This is a genomic window from Haloferula helveola, assembly GCF_037076345.1.
Lineage (GTDB): Bacteria > Verrucomicrobiota > Verrucomicrobiia > Verrucomicrobiales > Akkermansiaceae > Haloferula > Haloferula helveola.
Map to the genome: position 1 here is coordinate 2499052 of NZ_AP024702.1, position 22218 is coordinate 2521269.

Annotated in this window: 15 protein-coding genes; 2 read left to right on the forward strand and 13 right to left on the reverse strand. The window is 64.1% G+C overall.

The window, feature by feature from the left end; genetic code table 11:
- Positions 1-2 precede the first annotated feature (2 nt).
- Positions 3-1349: a PQQ-binding-like beta-propeller repeat protein gene (locus HAHE_RS09210; protein ID WP_338690406.1), complete on the reverse strand. Its 1347-nt coding sequence runs from the start codon at positions 1347-1349 to the stop codon at positions 3-5.
- A 120-nt stretch (positions 1350-1469) separates the two neighbouring features.
- Positions 1470-4880 (reverse strand): hypothetical protein, encoded by a 3411-nt coding sequence (locus tag HAHE_RS09215; RefSeq protein ID WP_338690407.1) that lies wholly within the window; start codon positions 4878-4880, stop codon positions 1470-1472.
- Positions 4881-5074: 194 nt separating this feature from the next.
- Here HAHE_RS09215 and HAHE_RS09220 point away from each other — a divergent pair, with 194 nt between their 5' ends.
- Positions 5075-6052, forward strand: coding sequence for a substrate-binding domain-containing protein (locus tag HAHE_RS09220; protein WP_338690409.1), 978 nt, complete (start codon positions 5075-5077; stop codon positions 6050-6052).
- 42 nt (positions 6053-6094) lie between these two features.
- Here the strand turns inward: HAHE_RS09220 and HAHE_RS09225 are convergent, their stop codons facing one another.
- The 3 genes from HAHE_RS09225 to HAHE_RS09235 all read right to left on the reverse strand — a co-directional run bounded on the left by HAHE_RS09225 (position 6095) and on the right by HAHE_RS09235 (position 11717).
- Positions 6095-7663 carry an MFS transporter gene (locus HAHE_RS09225; RefSeq protein ID WP_338690411.1) on the reverse strand — a complete coding sequence of 523 codons (1569 nt, stop codon included), beginning with the start codon at positions 7661-7663 and terminating at the stop codon, positions 6095-6097.
- A gap of 69 nt (positions 7664-7732) precedes the next feature.
- The gene (locus tag HAHE_RS09230; protein WP_338690413.1) at positions 7733-10255 is read right to left on the reverse strand and encodes a hypothetical protein; all 2523 of its coding nucleotides are present in this window, start codon (positions 10253-10255) and stop codon (positions 7733-7735) included.
- Positions 10256-10352: 97 nt separating this feature from the next.
- Positions 10353-11717, reverse strand: coding sequence for an MFS transporter (locus HAHE_RS09235; protein WP_338690416.1), 1365 nt, complete (start codon positions 11715-11717; stop codon positions 10353-10355).
- 458 nt (positions 11718-12175) lie between these two features.
- Between HAHE_RS09235 and HAHE_RS09240 the strand changes: the two genes are divergently transcribed.
- Positions 12176-13129 carry a hypothetical protein gene (locus HAHE_RS09240; RefSeq protein ID WP_338690419.1) on the forward strand — a complete coding sequence of 318 codons (954 nt, stop codon included), beginning with the start codon at positions 12176-12178 and terminating at the stop codon, positions 13127-13129.
- A 15-nt stretch (positions 13130-13144) separates the two neighbouring features.
- On the opposite strand, the gene HAHE_RS09245 is transcribed toward HAHE_RS09240, so the two are convergent.
- The 8 genes from HAHE_RS09245 to HAHE_RS09280 form a co-directional block, all read right to left on the reverse strand.
- Complete coding sequence (locus HAHE_RS09245; protein WP_338690420.1) at positions 13145-14080, reverse strand: endonuclease/exonuclease/phosphatase family protein; 936 nt, start codon at positions 14078-14080, stop codon at positions 13145-13147.
- Positions 14081-14105: 25 nt separating this feature from the next.
- Complete coding sequence (locus tag HAHE_RS09250; protein WP_338690421.1) at positions 14106-14393, reverse strand: MerR family transcriptional regulator; 288 nt, start codon at positions 14391-14393, stop codon at positions 14106-14108.
- A 1-nt stretch (position 14394) separates the two neighbouring features.
- A complete protein-coding gene (locus HAHE_RS09255; protein ID WP_338690423.1) occupies positions 14395-15375 on the reverse strand; it encodes a J domain-containing protein in 981 nt (326 codons plus the stop codon).
- A 162-nt stretch (positions 15376-15537) separates the two neighbouring features.
- A complete protein-coding gene (locus tag HAHE_RS09260; RefSeq protein ID WP_338690425.1) occupies positions 15538-19011 on the reverse strand; it encodes a hypothetical protein in 3474 nt (1157 codons plus the stop codon).
- 337 nt (positions 19012-19348) lie between these two features.
- Positions 19349-20032 carry a 3'-5' exonuclease gene (locus tag HAHE_RS09265; protein ID WP_338690427.1) on the reverse strand — a complete coding sequence of 228 codons (684 nt, stop codon included), beginning with the start codon at positions 20030-20032 and terminating at the stop codon, positions 19349-19351.
- A 139-nt stretch (positions 20033-20171) separates the two neighbouring features.
- Positions 20172-21041: a helix-hairpin-helix domain-containing protein gene (locus tag HAHE_RS09270; protein WP_338690429.1), complete on the reverse strand. Its 870-nt coding sequence runs from the start codon at positions 21039-21041 to the stop codon at positions 20172-20174.
- 123 nt (positions 21042-21164) lie between these two features.
- Complete coding sequence (locus HAHE_RS09275) at positions 21165-21698, reverse strand: hypothetical protein (RefSeq protein ID WP_338690431.1); 534 nt, start codon at positions 21696-21698, stop codon at positions 21165-21167.
- Positions 21695-22012, reverse strand: a complete 318-nt coding sequence (locus HAHE_RS09280) for a hypothetical protein (RefSeq protein WP_338690433.1) — start codon at positions 22010-22012, stop codon at positions 21695-21697. The genes HAHE_RS09275 and HAHE_RS09280 overlap by 4 nt, the downstream gene beginning before the upstream one ends.
- Positions 22013-22218 lie beyond the last annotated feature (206 nt).

A 22218-nucleotide genomic window follows, 5' to 3' on the forward strand; every position in this document is an offset into this window, starting at 1 on the left:
CGTCACTCTCCGCGCAGGTCGTAGCAGATCAGGCGACGCCCGGCATCGGCCGCGGGCGTGTTCTGCACGACGTAGAGCAAACCGCGATGCAGGGCAGGCAGCGTCCACGCTTCCCGTGCGGTGAAGAGACGCGTCCGCTGGACCTCCTCGGTGCCTTTCGGAGAGATCCGGAGTTCGATGAAGATTCCGTCTTCCCCGAGCGCGAAGTAGCGATCTCCCGCCTGCAGCAGGCTGCCGCGGAAGAGCCCCTCGATCATGCCGTTCTCCTGCCAGCGGTAGTCCTTGGTCCAAGCGATCTCGCCCTTCTCCAGATCGACGCATTTGAACTCGGTGTCGGGCGGGTTCCTCCCTGCGAAGCCGAACAGGTGACCGTCCTTCACGATCGGCATCATGAAGTGCATCCCGAACTCACGCTGCTTCCACACCGGGCGTGATTTCAGTTCCTCATCGAACTCGAGCAGCACGCCGCCGAGCTCGTAGCACTCGGAAATGAAAACTCGCCGGTCATCGATCGCGAGTGGCGAGGACGCGAGCACCGACTCGTACTTCCGCGCCCGCCACGGGAAACGGTCGAGCACCTTGCCGGTCTCCACCTCGATCGTCAGCAGTCCGCCATGGGCCGGCTTGCTCTCGCCGCCCGCCATCACCAGGGCACAGGTCTTGCCGCGCAACTCGGCAACCATCGGCGACGCGTAGCTCGCGCCCCAGGTGTCGGTTACTTCCCACAAGGTCTTGCCGGTCTTCACGTCGAAGGCCGCGACGCACACGCCCTTGTCGCCATCTGCCTTGCCACCGACATTGATGATCAGTTTGTCGCCGTGGACGAACGGCGTGGGCCCGTAGCCGAAGAAGTACTGCGGCACCGCGTAGTCCTTCTCGAGATCCCGATGCCAGATCCGCTTGCCGGTTTTGGCATCGATGCAGTTCAGCTGCGCCGTGACGCCGGCGATGAACACGCGGCCGTCCGCGACCACCGGACTCGACCGCGGCCCCGCACTGAAGCCGTAGCGATCGCGATACTCGATCGGATAGGAAAACGACCACTCCTTCTCTCCGGTAGCCGGATCGAGGCAGTCCAAGGTCTCCCCGCCGTCCACCTGGTGGAAATGGAACAGTCGCCCATCGGCAATCACCGGACAGCTGTAGCCTTCGCCGCGCGGGGCTTCCCACACGACTTTCAGCCCCGCCTCCGGCCACTTCTCCAGCAGTGGTTGTTCGCGGGTGGTTGCGTCAAAGTGCGGTCCGAGAAAGTGCGGCCACTCCTCGGTGGTGGCGTTGTCGGCGAGAGGTGCCGGATCCGCGGCACGGATGTCCGGCAGCAGGACGGGGATGAGCAATATCGCCAGCACTCGCATTTTGAGTCTACGGGGCTCCCGCCGTTTTCCTACCGGAGGGGAACACAAAGAATCCCGGCCTGCCGAAGCAGGCCGGGATCATGCGCCATCAACAGTTGAAGGTCTTTCGTCGGGTTATGGAACCGCGATCAGCACCTGCAGCCGCGCAAACAGCCGGCCGTCCATCTCGAAGGCGCTGCGCCGCAGCTTCACCTCGACGGAGTCAACCGCGCCCAGCTCGGTTTCGGTGATGATGATGTCGGTGCCGTCGTGAACCGCATCGGTCCAGCCGACGAGGTCGTTGCCATACTGCACCGCGATCGATGTGAAGCCGTCGGCCTCGGCGTCGTCGGACTCGAGATAGGTGAAGATGAAGAAGTCCGGATCCGACGTGTTGTCGAAGGTCGGCGCGAGGCCGGCGTCATCGCTACCGTCGGACGGGTCTCCACCGACCACCCATTCGATGCCGGTCTGCAGGCCACCGCCGTCGTCGTCTCCTTCAGGCGAAGGATCACTAAGACCCGGGAAACCGCCGGTCCAGGTATCGTAAGGCGAGCCGGCTGCCGTGCTGATGATCGTCAGCGGCTCGGAGAGGGCGTAGACCGAGTTGAGGTTGTTGCCGTTCTCTTTCCATTGCACGAACCAGAACTGGTTCGAGTCTGACTGCCCGGTCCGCACGCCATCGCCGTCGAGCACGCCCAGCGGCTTGTCGCCTCCGCCGGTTCCGACCGAGGTCCCGTTGAAGTTGCTGCCCGTGAACACCCGGTTTTCAACCAAGGCAGAAGCGTTCTCGTCGAGGCTCACGGTGTTCTCGATGAAGCCGTCCCAGAAGTCGGCGTTGTCGTTGGCGGCCTTGGTCACGCCGTCCATCAGGAAGACGGCCACGCCGGTCCCGGAACCGGGATTGGTTCCGGTGTTGTCGCGGGCATCCACGGTCTCGGTGGAGGCGACGATCTTCCAGCTCCCGTTGCCGAGATCGGGGTAGGTCGAGCTGGCGGCGGCAACGCCTTGCACGAAGGTGTTGTAGGTGGCGATGTCCGTCGAGGTGGCGTCGGTCGTCTGGCTGGTCAGGAAGATCAGCCGGTAAGTGTCTCCCGCCGCCCATGCCAGTCCGGTGACCGGGTTGATGCCGCCGTTGGCGTTGACCACATCCAGCACACCCAGCTGACCCGCGAGTTCGGGTGCCGGATTCACGGTGATGGTGGTGTCGTCCGGCAGGGCCACGCCGGTATCCAATGCGTTGGCGGACAGATCCTCGACCACCGCTCCGGCCGCGATCTGCAGGATGAGTGTGCCTGCGGTGGAGGTGGTCACCGCCACTTGGAAAACCGCCGGATCGCCGGTGGATGAAACGCTGTCGATCGTGACTCCTGCCGTTCCGCCATTTTCAAAGTCGTCGGTGGTGAGAGAGGACGGCTCGATCGCCTCGTCGAAGGTGACGGTGTAAGTCGGTGTGGCCGTTTGGGTGGCGACGATCGGTCCGCCCGAAACGTTGTCGACGATCGAAACCAGCGTCGGTGCGGTGTTGTCGTCGATCACCGTGATGGTGGTGTCGTCGTTGATCGGCGAACCGGTATCGACCGCGTTTCCGACCGGATCCTCGATCACCGCCCCGCCCAGCACCTGGAGCTGGAGCGTGCCGGCGGTGGTCGGCGTGACGGTGACCTCGAAGACGGACGAGTCGAGCGTGCCGCGGATCGTGTCGACGGTGAATCCGGCGGTTCCGGCGTTGCCGAAGTCGGCGGTGGTGAGCGTCTCGGCGTCGATCGGCTCGCTGAAGGTCACGGTGTAGACCACCGAGGCGGCTCCGAGATTGAGATCGGCTCCGGCACGGTCGTCGACCAGCGACACGACGCTCGGCGCGACGGTTTCGGCGAGATCGACAATCGTGAGCGGGACGGAGATGGCGTAGACCCTCAGGCTCGTCGTGTTGTTCTGTGTGAACCGGTTCCAGACCCGGCTGGTGTTGTTGGCGTTGGAGCTGCCGTTGTTGTAATTGGTATTGTCAGTGGTGTCCCCGAGCGCGTTGACATGGCTTCCGCTGTTGCTGCAGCCTGTGGCGACATCCACGCCGTGGATGTTTGCCGAATCACCGAGGCCGAACTGATTGAGGTATGGTGAGTAGTGCACGTTTTGTGAGGCCGTCACCGGGTTTCCGTCGGAGTTGAGATTGGTGCTGCCGGAAGCAATGCGAATCACGGCATCTCCCGCGAAGGGGTTGCTCCAGCTGTTCCAGATGTCCGCGTTGTTTCGGGCAATGCAGGTCGTTCCGTTCACGACGTAAACCGGTTCACCGGCGCCACCCGCACCCGTGCCACCGGTGAGATCGCCGGTTCCGGTGTTAGCTTTCGCCTCACTCTTCGGTGACAGTGCCTGGGTGGTGGCGGAATCGAGGTTCACGGTCACCATGGCCCTCCAGTAGGTGCCCTTTAGATTCGATGCTTGCCAGGCTTCGGAGGTTGCAAAGTCGTTGTAGTAGTCCGGATCGTTGGACTGCGCCGCTGTGGTGCCACTGGTGTAGAACGCGAGCCTGTACTTGTCGCCGACCTGCCACGGGTTGCCGGTGTTGGGGTTGATCCCGCCGTTGGCATTCAGATCGAGAATGCCGAGCTGGCCGGCGACGGGTGCGGCGAGCGTCACCGTGCCTTCGGCGGTGGAGGTCTTCGGCGTGGGCGACGAGTCGTCGGTCACCCGCAGCTTGATCGTGTTCGCTCCGACCACCATGCCGTAGGTCGACTGAAGGTCGCCGTAGGGAATGGATGCCGGAGTGGCGCCGCTGATCAGTTCGTCGTAGTCGCCGTCATTGTCGAGATCCCACTCGTAGGTGGTGATCGACTGGCCGTCGGGCGGCAGCGAGCCGCTGCCGTCGAGCGAGAGCGATCCGCTGATCGGCACCGTGTAGGGACCACCGGCGTTGGCGATCGGACTGGTCAGGGTCGCGGTGAGCTGGACATCGTCGAAATCGGTCTCGCCGTTGGATCCACCCGACTGGCCTTTTGCGAGCAAACGGATTTCCAGGGGTTGGCCGACGAGTGCGGCGTCGCCGGCGTCGTAGGTGTAGTTCACCGTCGAGGTGACGAAGGTGCCGGCCGCGGGTGAGAGGGTGTTGTCGTCTTCAGCCAGCAGCGTGCCACCCGCCAACAGCTGGACGCGATAGCCGTCGAAGAGGTAGGAGTTCGACTGCCCGACTTCGACGCTCAGGCTGTAGTTGGCGTCGGCTTGGAACAGGCCCGTCCCGCCGGCGAGGACTTGGGAGAGCCCGGCATCCACCACGCCTCCGTAGACGTAGGCGACATTCGTTCCCTCCGGAGCCTCGGCCGGGTAGGCGGCGATACCGGGGTTCCACGAACCGTCATCACTCGGGCTGCCGAAGGAGGACCAGCCCGTCGGGTCGCCCAGATCATTGTCCGAAGGAAGAACGGGGTCCTCGAAGCCCGCGTTGGTGATCGGGACCGGGGTTTGCGCAGCGGCCGTGAGGGTCAGGCCGAGGGTGCCGAAGACACCCAGAAGCATGCGGTTCAGTTGGTGGGGATTTGGTCTTTTCATGGTCTCAGTGAATTCTCCAAGAATGCATTCTTACGATCCGCACACCACCGCCTCGGTCGAGTGCATTGGCGGTTGCGAACCATGGTCGAATTGGGGTAGGTTTGCGGGTGTCCCAATGGCAGCTTCGTTCCGCGACCGAGCAGTTTGCCAACTTTCTTCGTGAGGGAGTGCGAAGAGGGCAGTGGACCGCGACCATGCCGGGGGTTCACCGCTTGTCGGCGGAGTTCCAGATCAACCGGAAGACGGTGGAGGCCGCGCTGCGAGTGCTTGAAGAGGAGGGCCTTCTGATCGGGCAGGGGCCCGGCCGACGTCGGACGATCAACCCGGCCGCCGCTGCCGATGCGGCCGCGATGAGGGTCGCGATCCTTCTTTTCGAACCGTCGGATACCGGCATGCGGAGCATCGTGGACATCCGGCACCAGCTCGAGGAAAGCGGGCACACGGTGACCTTTGCGCCGAAGACCCTGACGGAGATGAAAATGGACCCCTCCCGGGTCAGCCGGGTCGTGGAGAGCCACGATGCGGATGCGTGGATCGTGGTCGCCGGTTCGCCGCCGGTGTTGCAGTGGTTCGTCGAGCAGCCCCGTCCGGCTTTCGCCTTGTTCGGAAGGCACACCGACATCAATATCGCCACCGCGTCGGCCAACCGTCGTGACGCGATCGTCGATGCGGTGCGGGAGTTGGCACGGCTCGGCCATCGACGGGTCGTCCTTCTGGGCCGCTCGCTTTTCCGGTTCCCCAATCCGGCGCAGGATGCACAGACATTCTTGTCGGAACTCGAGGCCCACGGCATCCCGACCGGTGCTTACAACCTGCCCGATTGGGACGACACCGCAGACGGATTCATCCAGAGCCTCGACCGGCTCTTTGCGGCAACTCCGCCCACCGCATTGCTGATCGACGAACCGTTCCTTTTCCATGCGGCCCAAACCCACCTCGCCCAGCATGGCATTCTCGCCCCGAAGCACGTCTCGCTGGTTTGCCTGGAGTCCGACTTCTCGTTCTCTTGGTGCCGGCCGACGGTTGCCCATGTCCGCATGAACGTGGACCCGATCGTCCGGCATGCCGTTCGTTGGGCGAACCGCGTCGTGCGAGGAAAGGATGACCCGAGGAAGCTGCTCACCAAGGCCAGCTTCGTCACGGGTGGAACCGTCGGCGCGGCGCCTTCATGATCTTCTCTATGGACCCTGCCCGTGAGTTCTGCGGTGGCTGCTTCAGATCGCGCCCGCCTCGGCAGGCGGATCATCGGGCGGCTTGCCCGGTTCGTCGGACGTGCGGGGGAGCTCGTCCTTACCTTTCTTGCGACGCGCCGATTTCCGGAGCATTTCGTACGGAAACGCGGTCATCCGTCGCATGCCCATGCTAAGCCCGGAAGTGGAGAAGATGCTGGTCCGTACCGAGCTCATCACCTCTTCGCGAACCGCCGACTCGCTGACGGTTCCCTCTTCCTCGATCAGCGACAGCCGGTGCCAGGCGTAGAAGCCGGTCAGCGCCGCAGCGAAGAACACGAAGTCGATACCGCGGAAGCTCAGTGCCGAAATGGTGAACGCCTCGTCCACCTTCGACGCGTCGGCGCGGTAGAACAGATCAATGCTCACCTCCTTGATCTCGAAGAACCCGGCGATGGCACCGCCGAGGATCGGAGCGATCGTCGCGGCCAGGCCGGAGACGAAAGCGTTCGCGCCGAGATAGGCTGTGGCGTTTCCGTGGGGCGCCAGACGCAATGCGATGTTCGATGCGCAAAGGTTGAAGCCGGCGGTCGAGATGCCGCCGATCAGGTGGATCAGGATCAGCAGCGGCACCGTGAGCGCGTAGCGTTCCGGCATCGTGGTGAAGGGATAAAGCAGCAGCAGCACGATGAAGAGCGGCACCGACACGGCGAGCACGCTCTTGTTGCTGAAGCGGTCCGAGATGCGGCCCCAGAGGCGGAAGAAGTAGATGTTGGTCACCTGGCTGAGCACCGCCAGCAGGATCACCCAGCTCATCGGAATGCCGATGCGCTTGAGCATGTAGACGGTGAAGAACGCGCCGGACATGATCACCGTGAAGCTCCACGCCGCGGAAAAGATCAGCACGCGTCGGAAGTTCGGATCCTTCACCGGTCGCGCGAGACTGCTGATCCAGCCGCCGCCGTCCGTGCGCTTCGGCATCCGCGGTTCGGGCATCCACGCGACCGATGCCGCTCCGAAGAGACCGCATGCGGCGGCCACGAGGAAGATCACCGCATACGCCGCGGGTTCGTTGAGAAGCTTGGTCAGGCCATCGATACTGAAACCCGCCGCCACGCTCAGCACGGCGCCGAGCGCGGTCGCCGCGGCCAGTCGCGAGGCGAGGATCGAGCCGCGCTGCTTTTCCGGAACGAGGTCCTTGATCAGCGACGCCCGCGAGCAACCGGCGAAAGATCCGCCGATGAAGAAGATCACCATGAAGAGGGTGAAGAGGAACACCGCGGAGCCCTCCGGCGCGAAGAACGGCACCAGCGCGGCCGCGACCAGTGCCAGCCGCGAGAACAGCCCGAAGGCGACCGTCAGCAGCTTCCGCAGCCCGACTTTCTCGACGATCAGGATCGCCGGAATCTGGGCCATCTGGGCGATTGGCGCGAAGCTCGCCAGCAGGCCGATGATGAAGTTGCTCGCGCCGAGGGCCAGCGCCATGCCGGGCAGGAACGCGCCGGTGACCAGCAGGGTCATCGCGTGCGAGCTGAGGCTTTCGTAGAACAGGACCTTCAGGCCCTTCTGCTGGTCCGCCTCACTCAGTGAATCGGTTGGAGTGTACCAAGCCATCGCCCCGACCGGTGCAGATCGGATGCCAGATGCCGTCGACGGTCCGGTGCAACTTGCACCCCGTGATCGCTATTCCAGATCCGACTCGCTGAGGCACTGGATGACATCGCCTTCCATCAAGCCGGCGGTGCCTCCAGGAGGTTCGACGAAGACCGTGCAGTGGTCACCGCCGTTTCCTTCTTTGTGGAGGATTTCGAAATAGTAGCGAACGCCTGCGGTCAGTGAGATGGGCGAGGAGATTTGGGACGCCTGCTGCGTGAAGTTGCGCCGCCCTGTCCACCCGCTCAGCGATGCGACCGTCGATGCCGCGGCCGGATTCGCCGATGACGAAAGCCGGAACTGGCTGGCGTCGTCGCCAGCGATCATGAAGACATGCTGGCCGCTGACCGCCGGAACGTAGTAGCCGCGGGTCCGCTCAAAGTATCGGTCGCCGGCAAGGCTGTCGGTCTCGGCATGCCATGCCGCTTCCGAACTCACGGTTAGAATCGTCAGATCGGCCGGCCGGCTGTTGGCCACCGCAAGGCCCGAGGCGATGTCGGAACCGGCGATATCGGTCCAGATTTCGTGGTAGAGCAGTCCCCGCCTGCCGAGCAGCAAAGGGTGGACGTGTGCATAGTCTTCCATGCAGTCGGGCTCCGCCTTCCGAACGCGGGCATCGGTGAGATACTCGAGGTAGTAGGGAACATCCGGCAGCCATGGAGTGATAAAGCGCTGGTCAGGACTCGAATCCGACTCGTACGGAAGGTTCCAAAGGGTGCCGAACCCGTACTCCCGCGTGATTCCGTCATGGTTCGGATCCGACCATGACAGCGTGTCGATGCTGGGGCTGACCCGGGCGAAGCCACGTCCTTCAGGTCCTTGGGGGAGGGCCACATGCAGGTCCATCTCCGCTCCGTTCGGCTGCGGTGCCATCGAGGTCTGGGCTGCCGTGACCCAGGCGTCGAAGTCAGCGGACGATTCGACTTCGAGTTCAAGGTAAGGACCTGAACGAACCGAAGGAAAGGTTGCCCACGGAGCGTCGTCGACCATGCCGACCGATGCGGGCGATGGTGCATCCGCGACGAGGGGATCTCCACCAAGAGCGAGATCGACCCAGTTCACCATCCCGTCGCCATCCCAGTCGCCGAGGTACGGAAGGTCCGGGAGTTCCCACAAATTGTGCGCGAGGATGAATTCGTCCAGCGCCGTCAGCGTGGTCGCCCGGAAGACGACCGGGTCGGCCGAAACCGACTCAAGGAAATCGTGCCATCTCGAGCGCTCCACCCAGGATCTCGTGCCGAAGTAGCGTGCCATCCGATTCAGCGAGCGGAGCCGCGACCGGTTGGGATCGTGGCGGACGTTTGGCTGCAGGTAGTAGAAAAACTGCAGGATCTCCTTGGAAAATGGGTGGGTCGCCAGGAATTCGGAGCCGCGGTGGCGGAAGGATTCGGGATGGTCGAGTAGGAAGTGGAAAGCCCGCCATGCGGCGAGCGCTTCCGGAGTCCGGCGTGTGTAGTACAATGCGTCGATGATCTCACCAAGCACCTCCTCGGTCCGGCCGGAGGTGATGTCCGCTTTCCAACGTGCTTCCGCTTCCTTTCCCGCCAGGCGCTCCGCCGGGTTCGAAGGCGTTACCTGAGACTCGAACCACTGGAACACCTGCCGGATGGTCGCGTCCGGTGCGGCGGCGTGGCCGCCCGAGAAACTGTAGTCGGTGATGTCGCCGGCATCGAGGAACCGCTGCAGGTGAGTGCGGTCATCCGTCATGTAAAGGTTGGCCCCGGTATCATTGGTTCCGTTCGCACGCGCGACAAGTAGCCCCGGGAGATAGCGGTCCTTCAGCAACGAGCGCTGGTTGCCGAGCCAGCCGCCCATCGAGAACACCCCGCGGCTGATCGGCGCATGGCATTTCGCAGCACGGAAGGACAGCCACCCGCCACCGGAGAATCCACCGAAGAAGATCTGGTTCGGATCGACGTCGAGATGCAGGAGCACATGTTCGACGAGGCGCTGGTTCCACAGGCCCTGATCGAAGAATGACTGGCCGTTGCGGCTGTTCACCACCCCGACGATGACCCATCCCCGTTCTTCCGCCACCGTCTGGAAGCGGTTGACCATTCCGCCTCCGCTCGGGTTGAAGGTGATCAGGACAGGTCGCGGACCCGCAGCCGTCGCATACGAACTCGGCAGGTAGAGATGATAGGCCGCCGGGGTGCCGGGGACCCGCACATAGCCCTTGGTTCCGGGCGTGACGCTGATCGGATCGGGCTCGATCAACTGCGGGCTCACCGGTTCGCTGGCGGCGGTCTTACCGGAACCGTCGGTCACGACGACATGGTAGGCGCCCAGCTTGCTGGTCGATACGGCGGTCAGATGCAGTTCGTCCGAGGTTGCGCCAGCGACGGCCGTGGTGCCGTTCTTGAACCATTGGTAGCTCAGCGAGTCTCCGCGGGCATCGACGGTCGCGATGAAGTCGTGCGACTCGAAGACCTCGTAGGATCGTGACTGGCCGACGATGACCGGTTGGGCGAACGAGAACTCGACGGAAACGAGTGCGGCGATGGCAGCGGCCGACAACAATCGGGCGACCGGGAAGAACGGGACAACAGGCATGCGAGGTGAGAGGGTTCCGTGAGGGAAAGTCACGGACGGCCGACACTCAATCAGTCCCGTCCCACCGCGGCAATCTCTCATGCCGGTGACGGATCGGTCACGCTTCGTCCAAGTGGATCTGTTTCGGCTGGACGAAGGGAATGATCGCGAGGAAGACGAGGCCGAGCAGGGTGTCGACCAGGAAGATTTGCCACAGCGTCCAGTTCCAGGCGCCGGTATCGAGAGCCTGACCCTGCCAGAAGTAGGTGTACGCGGTCACGAGGTTGAGCATCGCCATCAGCGCGGTGAAGTGGGTGCCGGCGATTTTCGGATTCACGATGTCCATGAAGAACGCCGCGCGCACGCCATACATCAGTCCGTTGAACACGCTGAAGATGATTGTCGCGATCCACCAGTATCCGATGAGCTGGTCCTGCCGCGGCCACACGCCGTCGACACCCTCGGGCGGATGGTCCCATCCGAGTCGTCGGAGCTGGTAGCCCATCCACAATCCCGGCAGCACCGAGAGGATGGAAAAGGTCGCGACCGAGAGGCGCCGGCCGAAGCGGTCGGAGAACCACCCGCCGGACAGACAGGCAGGGACCCAGAACAAGGTACCGACCAGATTCAGTTTCGCCAGTTCGCTGTCGTCCATCCCGAGGCTCGGCGCGATGACGGTCGACACGGTCATGCTCAGCGCCATCCCGCCGAAGGGTAGGATCGCGAGTGCGAAACCGAGGAAGCCGCGGCGGGTGCCGAAGATCGTCTTGCCGACGGTGATCGCATAGTCGCGGATCTGGTCGACCGCCGCCCGCATGCCGGTGTCGCCGGGCTCGGGTGCCGGCATTTCGCCCTCGGCCATTTCCCGTGCCGCCGACTTCTCGCAGATCATCGTGATGGTGCAGGCGAGAATGGCGAGCAGCAGGAACGGGACGAGCAGGCTGGCGGTGCCGAAGCTGCCGGTCAGGTCCTTGATGAAAAGAACGCCCGAACCGCCGATCGCGTTGCCGGCCTGGGCGCAGCCGAACATCAGGCCGTTCGCCAGCCCGCGTTCCTCCTTCTTCAGCACCGAGCACGCGAGCGCGTCGATGGCGACATCCTGCGTCGCGGCGAAGACGTTATGCAGCACCATCAATGTGGTGAACAATCCGAGCCCGACCGCACCGGCTGCGGTGAATTCAGGCATCCGCATCAGTGCGAACGCGAGACACGCGAGCATGCCGACCTGCGCGAAGACGATCCACTGCTTGCGCGCGCCGAAGCGGCGGATGTGCAGGTTGTCGACGAAAGGACCCATGATGAACTTCCACGTCCATGGCAGCATGATCGTCGCCGCGAAGGTTCCCAAGGCCGCCGCATCCATCCCGCGCCGCTTGAATTCCAGTGCCAGCGCCACGCCCGCGAATCCCTGCGGCAGGCCTTCGCTCATGTACAGTCCGCCAAAGGCGGCCAACCGTCCGGTCTTGGTCTTGAGGAGGTTCATGACGACTCAACCGTCCGCGGGGACGGCACGCGGATTACACCGGGCCGGTGGCGGATTTGTCACGGAACGATGTGAGGAAGCAGTATGACCGTTCGGGGTCAACTTTGGGTGTCATTGCCGGGCGGGGGACCTGCCGTTCGAAGATGAACCACGAATCGACACGAATTCACACGAATGCCGATCGAGCTTCGAACAGGAGTAGAGCGAACCGCGAAAAACGCGAAACCTCGCGAAATTGGACTTGGGACTTGGGACTTGGGACTTGGGACTGGCCCCTGACCCCCGGCCGCTGACTCCAACCCCTCCCCCAGAGCCCCGAAGTCCCTCCGAAATTTCGCGGAGTTTCGCCCGTTTCGCGGTTGCCTCATTCTCACTGTCGCCAGACGCGCGCACACTTCGTCGCGCGTTGCTTGGTTTCGTCGTGCAACCATTCCCACTCCATCGGGTTGAATCGGCTCATGAAGGCTATGGTTCTGCTGCTGGTCCTTTCGGTATTCGCCGCGGGGAAGGAGATCTCCTACGATCCCGCGAGTAAGGACGGCGAGTTCGAGACGGAGCTGACCGAGTTCCGCTACACGGATCGCGAAGTTCCGTTGAAGGTCTATCTGCCGGAGAAGAAGCCGGCGCCGGTGATCCTGCTCAGCCACGGCCTCGGCGGATCGAGGGAGGTCGGCACCTATCTCGGTGAATACTGGGCCGCCCGGGGCTACGTGGTCGTCGCGATGCAACACGCCGGCAGTGACGAGTCGGTGTGGAAGGACGTGCCGCGCGCCCGTCGTCTGGCCGCCGCGAAGGAAGCGGCCAACGGCGAGACTTTCCTCGATCGCATGCGCGATGTCCCGGCGACCCTCGACCAGCTTGAGAAGTGGAATGCGCAGAAGGGACACTTCCTCAAGGGCCGGATGGATCTCGAACACATCGGTATGGCCGGGCATTCGTACGGTGCCGTGACCACCCAGGCGGTTTGTGGCCAGGTCTTCGGTATCGCCGGAGCGAAGTTCGCGGACAGCCGGATCGATGCGGGTCTCGCGCTGAGTCCGAGTCCGCCGAATTTTGGCGATGCCGCCAAGGCCTTCGGGCAGATCACGCTGCCGATGATGCTCATGACGGGAACGGAAGACCGCAGCGTCGTCGGCCGCACCACGCCGGAGTCGAGGCGCGAGGTCTACCCCGCGCTGCCCGATGGCTCGAAGTACGAGCTCGTCCTGAAGGACGCCGAGCATATGGCCTTCTCCGACCGCACCCTCCGCGGCGCCGAACAGCGCAATCCGGAGCACCACAAGGTGATCCTCGCCCTCAGCACGGCCTTCTGGGATGCCTACCTCAAGGAGGACCCGGCCGCCCGCAAGTGGCTCGATGGCAAGACGCCCTCGTCCATCCTCGCCGAAGACGACATTTGGCAAAGGAAGTGAAGGCGTTTGATAGCCTCACGGTTCCCTCTCCGAGCCCGCAGGTCCATTGCTGTCCACGAACTCCGCCACGACCGCCCGGTGATCCGACGGGTAGGGGGTGATCACCACGTCGGCGCGCTTCGGGTCTTCGCCGATCACCCGTGCCTCGCCCAGGCGGATTCCGTCGCCTTTGAAATACACGAAGTCGATTCGGTCGTGATGGTCTTTCGGATCGTCGGGTTTCGTCAGTGGCGTCCACGTGAATCCCGGTCGGGTGAGCTCGTCCGGGTGCGCCGTCCGCCAGGCGTCGCGGAATCCCGCAGCAGTCACCGCCGTGGACGCCGGGTAGGCGACAGCAATCGGATGCGTTCCCTTGTCCGCCGCTTTCTTTGTCCAGTCGAGATGCGAGGGTTCGTTGAAGTCGCCGGTCAGGAAAACCGGCAGGCCGTCGTCGGCAAGTGCGGCCACGTTCTTCAGCACCGCCGCCACCTGGTCGCCCCGCGCCGCATTCGCCGCCTTGATGGTCTCGGCCTCCGTTGTGAGGAATGGCGAGTTGTGATACGGGATCTTTAGTAGTTGATACGGCTGGTAGGGCGCCGGCCGGAGGTGAACGTTGAACACATCCGCTTCCCGGCCCGAATCCAGCTTCACCCGGACCCCGTCCTGATGTTCCGCGGTGATCTCGAAGCGGGTGACGATTCCCTTGCTGCCGAAGCCGGCGTGACTCCAGCCGAGCAGTTTCGCGAGAGGCTCGAGATTCCCTCCGATCTCCTGCAAGCCCGCGACATCGGCCTTCGCCTCGCGGATCACCTTGGCCGTCTGCTCGAGAGGCTGGCCCCGAGCCGTCCCGCCGCGCAGCACGTTGAAGGTCATGACGCGGAGGGACGATGGCGGCTCGGCGTGCACGGTCGTGCACGCCGCCGCGAGCAGCAGTTTGAGGGCAACAAGCGCAGGATGGATTCGATTTTGCATGGAATGGCGGCGGTTCGCCGTTTTATCACCGACGGAATCGCAGCTCTTCCCGCAGGGCTTCGACCTGGTCGAGCAGCGAAACGATCGTCCTGATGGCGGCCCAGTTCATCCGGTGCTGTTGGCGCAGTGTCTCGATGTGGCGGAGGCGGGCGACGGCCTCCTCGTCGAAGAGCCAATCCTCTCCGCTGTCGCGCGCCGGACGGATCACGCCTTGGCGACAGTAAAAGACAATCTTCCGGCGCGAGGAGCCCGTAAGTTTCACAACGACTTCCATCGAATGCGTCCGATGCGGATCCGGTTCGATCGTGTCCATGTCAGTCCTCCCTCGGTTTGAATTTCGATACATCCCGTAGTTTCTCCCACAGCTCTTTTTCCTCACCACCGACGTCGGATGGAGCCTCGATCGAGATCTCGACGTAGAGGTCGCCCGGCGCGTTCTTTTTCGGCAGCCCGTAGCCCTTGAGCCGCAGTTGGTCCTCCGACCCCGTGCCCGGAGGAATCTTGAGCTGCACCGTTTTGCCTCCGGGGATCTTCAGCGGAAGCGTCGTGCCCAGCACGGCCTCCCATGGCGCGAGAACGAGGTCGCAGTAGAGGTCGTGACCCTTCACCCGGAAGTCGGGATGAGCCGCGATGCGGACCCGCAGGTAGAGATCGCCCGCCGCGCCGCCACCACTTCCCTGGCCACCGTGACCCGGGACGCGCAGCTGTTGGCCTTCACCGATCCCGGCGGGGATACGGACCTGAACTTCATCCGTGGCAACCTGGCCGGTGCGCGGATCCATCCGCCGCAGGGAGATGGTGCGCATCGATCCCGCGAAGGCTTCCTCCAGCGTGACCATCAGGTCGCCTTCGATGTCCTGCCCACGCATCGCTCCACCACCACCATGAAATCCGCCGCCCCCGAATCCTGCCGCCCTCCGGGTGCCACCACCCGAGAAGTACTGCTCGAAGAAATCACTGAAGCCGGTGCCGCCGAACTCGAACTCGAAGCCTTCCGGCATCGGTCCGCCGCCGCTGCTCTGCCAGCGCGCGCCGCCTCCGCCCGGAGGAGGTGGTCCTCCCTGCTGGTTCCAGTTCGCCCCGAGCGTGTCGTACTTCTTGCGCTTCTCCGGATCACTGAGGACCTCGTAGGCCTCGTTGATTTCCTTGAACTTCTCTTCCGCGCCCGACTTGTCCTGCGCCACGTCCGGGTGGTGGACGCGCGCCAGCTTGCGGAACGCCTGCTTCACCTCCGCCGGAGTCGCATCCCGCGAAATCCCGAGCGTCTCGTAGTAGTCCCTGAATTCTGCAGCCATGGGCTTTGGAAGATCGATCGCCTACGATTTTGATCCGTCCAGCGGATGGATGGAACCACGGAATACACGGAGCACACGGAAATGGGGATCCGGAATGCAGCAGTTCTCCGCCTTCTTGGATGTTAGGCCAAGGACTGCAAATGAAGATGCTCTGAGATCAGCTCACGGTTTGACCACTTCGAGGCGCAGGAACTCGCTGGGGTTGGCGGCGGTGGGGAAGAGGGAGCGGTCGGTGATCTGGGTGTCGGTGCCGGATTGCCAAGTGGTGTCGTCGCTGGACCACGGGTCGGTTTGTCCGAGGTCGGTGGAGCGCTGCGTGAAGATACCGAGCAGGCCGATGGCATCGGGATTTCTCGTGTAGGTCAGGGTCAGGTAGTTCTGGCCGCCGCTCTCCTCGATGGAAGGGGTCAGCGTCGGGGTGTCGGGGATGGTCGGATTCAGCCCGAGAGCGAACTCGACGATGGCCGGGTAGAGGTCACCGTCGCTGTTGTCGATGGGACTCAGGCTGGTGGTGTCGGGGCCGTACAGTTCCTCCCAATCGTCGCTCAGGCCGTCACCATCGGTGTCGATTTTGACGGCGCTGGTGAGCAGCAGCATGTCGCCGGAGACGGCGAGGCTGAAGCCGGTCGGGAGCGGCGGGGAAACCTGGAAGTCGGCCGGGGTGACCGGGCCACCTCCGGACGAGAAGTCGATCAGCGGGACGTCGCCGGACTTGATCGATGCCGGGTGGATGCGGAGCGGCACCGGGGTATCGACGCTGAAGGTCCCGCCGGTAATGACGACCGGATCATCGAGCGAGGTCCCGAAGTCGATCTGTGATCCGGACAGGCTGGTGATCAGGTTGCCTTCGGTGATGCGCAAAGCGCCGGTGCCGGGGACGAGCGTGGTGCCCGTGCCGACGGATCCGTCCTGAACGAGACGGATGCGCGCCTTGCCCTCGAACTGGTCGACGAGCACGTCGCCGATGAAGCCGCTCGGCACTCCGCCGAGCTGGAGACGGCTCAGCGAGACCGCGGCACCGACGAAAGGCACTCCGGCATACGGGCCGGCGGGCAGGTTGAGGAACTCGGTTCCGCCACCGAGTTCGAAGGCGCCGATGACCGGTGTCGGGCGGGTGTTGAACTCGATGCGGTTGGCGAATCCGGCGAGGCCGACTTCGGGAGCGTTGAAGGCGAAGCCACCAAGCGAGAGACCACCCGCGACGCCCGAGCTGTTGGCAAGCAAAGTGCCGGAGCAACCGAAGGCATCCAGCAATGCGGGACCCATCGAGAAGCCGACGTCAACCGCTTGCAGGCCGACCGTGTCCGGTGCGACTTTCTCGATCAGGAAGCTGCCGACCAGGTCGAGGCCCGCGATCTGCAACGCGATGCTTTCGCCGACGAGGCGGAGGAAGTTTCCGCCGGGAACGGAGACCGAGAAGATCGAGCCGTTGACCTCCACGGCTTGGTCGACGGGGGTGTTCGTCGTATTGATCTGAAGTGCGAATGGCGCAGCCGAAACGAGACCCGGGATGGCGAGCGCGGGAATGCCATCGAGCGCGCCGGCGACGCCGGTGCTGAAGAACAGAAGCGGGCCGCTGAGGTCGTTGAGCGCGGTGAGTCCGCCGCCTTGGACGTAGAGTCCCCCGGTGACGAGCGCCACGATGGTGCCGTCACTCTTGCGTTCGAAGACGAAGTTGCCGGTCAGCGTTTGGCCTTGGATGGAGAAGGCGGCACCGGCGCCGGTCAGTTGGAGAAACGGGCCGGGCGGGAGGTCGAGCGAAACGATCCCGGCGCCGATGCTCAGGGTTTCGTTGACCGCCGAGCTTCCGGTGTTGGCGGCGGCGGTGAAGATTCCGGACGCGCTGGTTCCGGGAACCGAGGTCGCGATGTTGCCGGAGAACTCGATCGCGGTGCCCGCGGCGCTCATGACGACGACGCCGGTCGGGCCGGACACGGTGACGAGTTCGATTGAGCCGTCGTCGAGGGCGAGAGCTGGATTGGAGACCACACCGGCGACATCGCCACCGCCGGTTTTCTCGAACTGGAAATCCCCGATGAGAGTCGATCCGAGAATCTCCAGCTGGGCACCGGTGGCGGTCATCTCGAGGGTGTTGCTTGCGCCGAATTCGAGAATCCCGGTGATGCCGGCGACCGTCACCGTCTCGCTGATGACCTGTCCGGTCAGGTTGATCCGGAGGTCGAGTGTTCCGCTGAGCGAGGCATCCGGATCCGCAGTGGTGGCGAGGCCGTTGAAAGTCGCCGCTGGTCCGGTGGAATTCAGCAGCAGCACACCGTTGCCAGCGGTGAGACTGAGAAGGTCATTGCCCGGGCTGCCGAAGACACTCGTGACCGAAGTCGCGCTGCCGACGACCGAGCCCGAGTCTTGTTCGAAAGTGAAATCACCGACGACCTCCTGGCCACCGAGCGTCACGCCCACGCCCGCGGCGCCGATCCGCGCGTAGTTGCCCGCCGCGAGGTCGAGAGTGAAAAGGGACCCGCCGATGTCGAAGGTGCGGTTCACCGCGAGCGAGGTGCTGTTGATCGACAGCTCGAAGCTGTCCGAGACGCTCGCATCGGGGACGTTCAGCGAGAGCAGGCCGCCGAGTTGGCCGGCGGCACCGGAGGGCGTCAGCAAGAGTGCGCCGCTCCCGTCGAACAGGGTCATCAGGTCGGTCGGACCGTCGGTGAAGGAGGTGATGACATTGATGGCCAGGACCGACACGTCACCGCTCGGATCCTGCTGGAACAGAAAGTCGCCGCTGAGCGTTTGGCCGAGGATTTCGAGCAGGCTGCCAAGTCCGACGATTCGGATGAAGTTGCCGGCCTCGACCATCACGTTGGCCAAGCCACCGCCGGTATCGAAGGTCTCGTCGACGGGCGTGTCGGTGGTGTTGATTTCGAAATGGTAGGCGCCGGCATTGGCGGCTCCGGTGACGGCCACATTGCCGCTGAGCGATCCGGCGAGTCCGTCGGAGAAGGCGAGGACGTATCCGGTCGCGTCGGCCATCGAGACCAGATCGGTCATGCCGTTACCGAAGCCGGTGATGCCGTTGAACACACCGAGGCTCAGCGCTGTTTCCGGTCCGCTGCTGCGAACGACGGAAAGCTTCCTCACGTCGAGGTCGCCGACGATCGTCTGGCCGTTGATGTCGATGCCGAATCCGGCGCCGGTGATGCTGTAGAATGGATCGCCGGGACCGCCCGAAGTTTCGGCGCCGGAGAAAGCGACGTTTACCAGGTTCGAGGTGCCGGGCACGGTGATCGTTTCATCGATCGCGAAGCCAAGCATGTTCACCCGGGCGGTGATCGATCCCGCCACGGTCAGGCCCGGGATGCCGGCCGAACTCGCGCCGCCGCTGGCAACAACGGCGTAGTCGGTGCCGGATTTGACAATGCCCACGGTGGCATTGGTGAGGAAGATCCCGCGCGCGGCCGGATCGATCCCGCCGCCGGGCAGAAATCCGGAGCCGTCGCCGATGAAGACCTGCACGTTTTCGGCGGCCCCGACCTCGAAGGGTCCCTGAACGGACAGCGGGATGGTGCCTTCGATGGTGAGGACGCCATCGACGTCGAGATCGGCATGGGCGAGCGGAGCGACGGCGACCAGGGTCGAGAAGGCGAGGCCGAAAACGCGTGAGAAGGGGGAAGGGCTCATGGGGAGGAATCAGGGGGCGGTTAGCAGAGATGGGCCGCCGGGCCGCATCGCGCCATCAGAAAAGCAAGTGGCGGGCCGGTCTTTGCGCAGGATCCGCCGGGAAGGAAATGGTCAGGCGGCTGCCCGGCGCGAATGCGATTCCGCGCTCGTCAGGTGGCTCGGCGGTCGACTCTGGCCTTTGTGACGCATCAGAGAGACAAGGTAGGGACAAGCGCCCTGCTTGTCCGCGGCTGGAGAGCCCGTGGGAATTTCCGACACGAGAGATGATCGCGAGGCCGGTGGGTGACGCGACGGTCGACCGGGGGCGGTCGACCCTACCCTGCGGGAGCCCGACCGCCTACGGTTCGAGATGCCCATCCCGCTGTAGCGCTTCCATGATTTTCAGCGCGGCGTAGGCGTCGTTGGCGGCGTAGAGGAGCTGGTTGGGACGGAGCTCGGGCGCGGCCCAGTTGCTGGTGGTGATCGACTTCGACTTCTTGAAGCCAAGCTTGAGCAGCGCGCCCATCGCGCCGCGGACGCCGATCTGTCGGGTGTAGCCCAACTTGCGGAAGACCTGGTCGAGATCGAGCACGGGGCTCAGCGCGATGCCGAGCCGGTCGCGGATCTGCCCGTGGTCGTTCTTCAGCCCGAAGCCGACCTTGAGCACTTTCCCTGAAGCGATCAGCACGGCGGCGGCCTTCTCACACTCCTTGCGGTGGAGTTGGAAAATGAAGGCGCGGTCCGCCAGGGCGAATTGCACGACGTGCGGGCCATCGCTTTTCTGCCCGGCCTTGAAAGTGGGCTTTGCCTCGGTGTCAAACCCACCGAGTCCCGCGGCGATGACCTGTTCAACGGCATCCATGCACTCGGTCCGGGTGGCGGGCACGTGGATCTGCTCATGGCCCAGACCCTCAAAGGCGGGAAGAAGGGCGGTCTCCGCCTTGGTCGGTGCGCTCCGTCGTGGCGCGTCGTTCCCTTTCGGTGACGAGGGGGCGGAACGGCGGCGTGGGGTTCGGCGGGGGCGGGGGGTGGCTTCGCTCATTTCGCTTCGGCTGCCATCCATACTGCCTCATCCGTTCGCATCTGCAAATCCCCGATGTGGGTTAGGGAGAGCCCCCCTTCGCGAAGGCTACGGAAAGCGAGCCATCGAATGCTCGTGGAGGAATCGTGACGGCCTCCCGCTATTCGAAAGTGAGGAAGGGCGTGATTCGCTCAAGGGTCTTGGTGCCGATGCCGTTGACGCGTTGGAGGTCCTCGGCGGTTTGGTATTTGCCGTCCTCGCGACCCTCGATGATCCGGTTGGCCGTGACTTCGCCGATGCCGGGAAGCTTCATCAGTTCGTCGCGGGCGGCGGTGTTCGGGTTGATGGACCCCTGTTCCGCTTGGGCGCCATCGATCGCAATCTTGAGTTCGGCTTCCTCGGCACGTTCGATCCGCCGTTCTTCAGGGAGGCGGTCCCAGTCGGTGAGTTTCCAGATGCCGGCGCGACGGTTGGCGGCTTGGAATTCGAGGTCGGCCAGTTCCTCTTTCCAATCATCGCGGCTCAGTCCGTCGGGAGTTTCGCGATAGACGCCATACGCCCGGGCGAGTCCTTCCGTCACGAGCTGGGCGGCGAGGTCTTTGCCTTCGGCGGTGGTGATGAAGCCGTAGATCCGGGCGTGTTTGCCGTCGCCCCGGGCGTCGGCGCGAGCGGTGTGGAGCGTGAACGGTTTCGCGAGCAGCTCCCGGGTGCGGACGGTGGCCTTCTTGCCCCACGCCTTCGCCGCATCGATCGAAGCCTGCGGAGTGCCGCCGTGGTCGGAGATTCCGAAATACCGGCGCTGGGCGCGCAGGCGCCGGGCATCCGAGTCGTCGGAGGCGCGGGTCTCGATGCAGTCGACCCCATAGAGGCGCACGGTCAGTTCCTCTTTGCCTTCCGGAATCCGGACGAGGAAGCTGTCGCCATCCGCCCAGTCGGTCGGGACCAGCGAACAGCCCTCGATGCGTTCAAGCGGCTCGGCGCGGATGAAGCCGGCGAGGGAAAGGATGACAAAGGTGAGGCGGAGGATCACGGTAGTGCGGGAAGATCAGGCATCGGATCCTCGACGTCGAACGAAGAAAAATCGGGGGAGCAAGGCGATCGCTTGAACGGATGAAGCCGCCGGTCTTCCGGCCGCACGGCAGGCTCCAAATTTCTACGACGACGATGTGACGCTGCGCAGGTTCGCCAGAACGCGGGGCTTTTGCTCGACCGGGATGTCGAGTGCGTCGAGGCGCACAGAGATCTCTTCTGCCGGGATTCGGCCCGTTGAGATCAGCATCCGGACGAGGTCGAGATCCTTGGGTCGGGCGACCTGCAGTTTGATGGCCGCCAGATCGATGGGGTCGAGGGCTTTTGCCTTCGGGCATTCCGGGACGTCCACCAATCGCCCGCGCCAACCGGAGGGGAGGGTGTCGAGAATCGAGCTCCGGAGGACATCGGCGTGGTAGCCATGACGCCGGAAGTATGCCCGGTCTTCTCCCAGCGCTTCCTCAAGCATCGTCCCGGTCAGCTCATCGAAGGGCTCCGGGCAAATGTCGGCGTCGTAGGTGGAGGCGAGTGGAGCGGTGGCTTCACCCAGTTCCGGAAAGCTGGCGAGGAGGGAGGCGGAACCGAGTACCAGGAAGTCGAGGTCTTCCGCCAAGGCGGTCGCCGCCCGGATGAGGTGCTGGAGGGCGGTCAGATTCATGACGCGGGACGGGCATCGGCACGCAGCGGAAGTCCGACAAAGGGCGAGCACGACTTGATCGGCTCGGAGTCATGGTTCGGCGCCTCGAGAAACCCGATGAGTGCGTTCATGCCCGCATCGGACGCCATCGCGGTTCGGATCCGTTCACGCCAGCAGCGAATCGGCTCCGGGTGGACACGACCCAGCGTTTCCCACCGGTCCATGTTCTCGAGAGCGATCGCGAGATCTTCCGGGTGATCACGCAGGTGCGCGGCGATCCGCTTCCACTTCCGCGACCGGTCCTCACGATTGAAATGATGGTCCGAGGCTTCCATCCCGGAGAACTCTGCCTTCGGGCCGGGCTCGATGCAAGGCGATGAAACCGCCTTCGCCGAGGCTTCGGAAGGGGAGCCATCGAAGGTTGATTGGCTCGGGAGTGAGGCCCGTTTCCCAAACGGTTGTGGCTTGATTGGATTCACCGCCAAGTCGCCAAGGGCGCCAAGATGGATGTTGGAGCACTTGAACGGTCGTAGCCGCATGC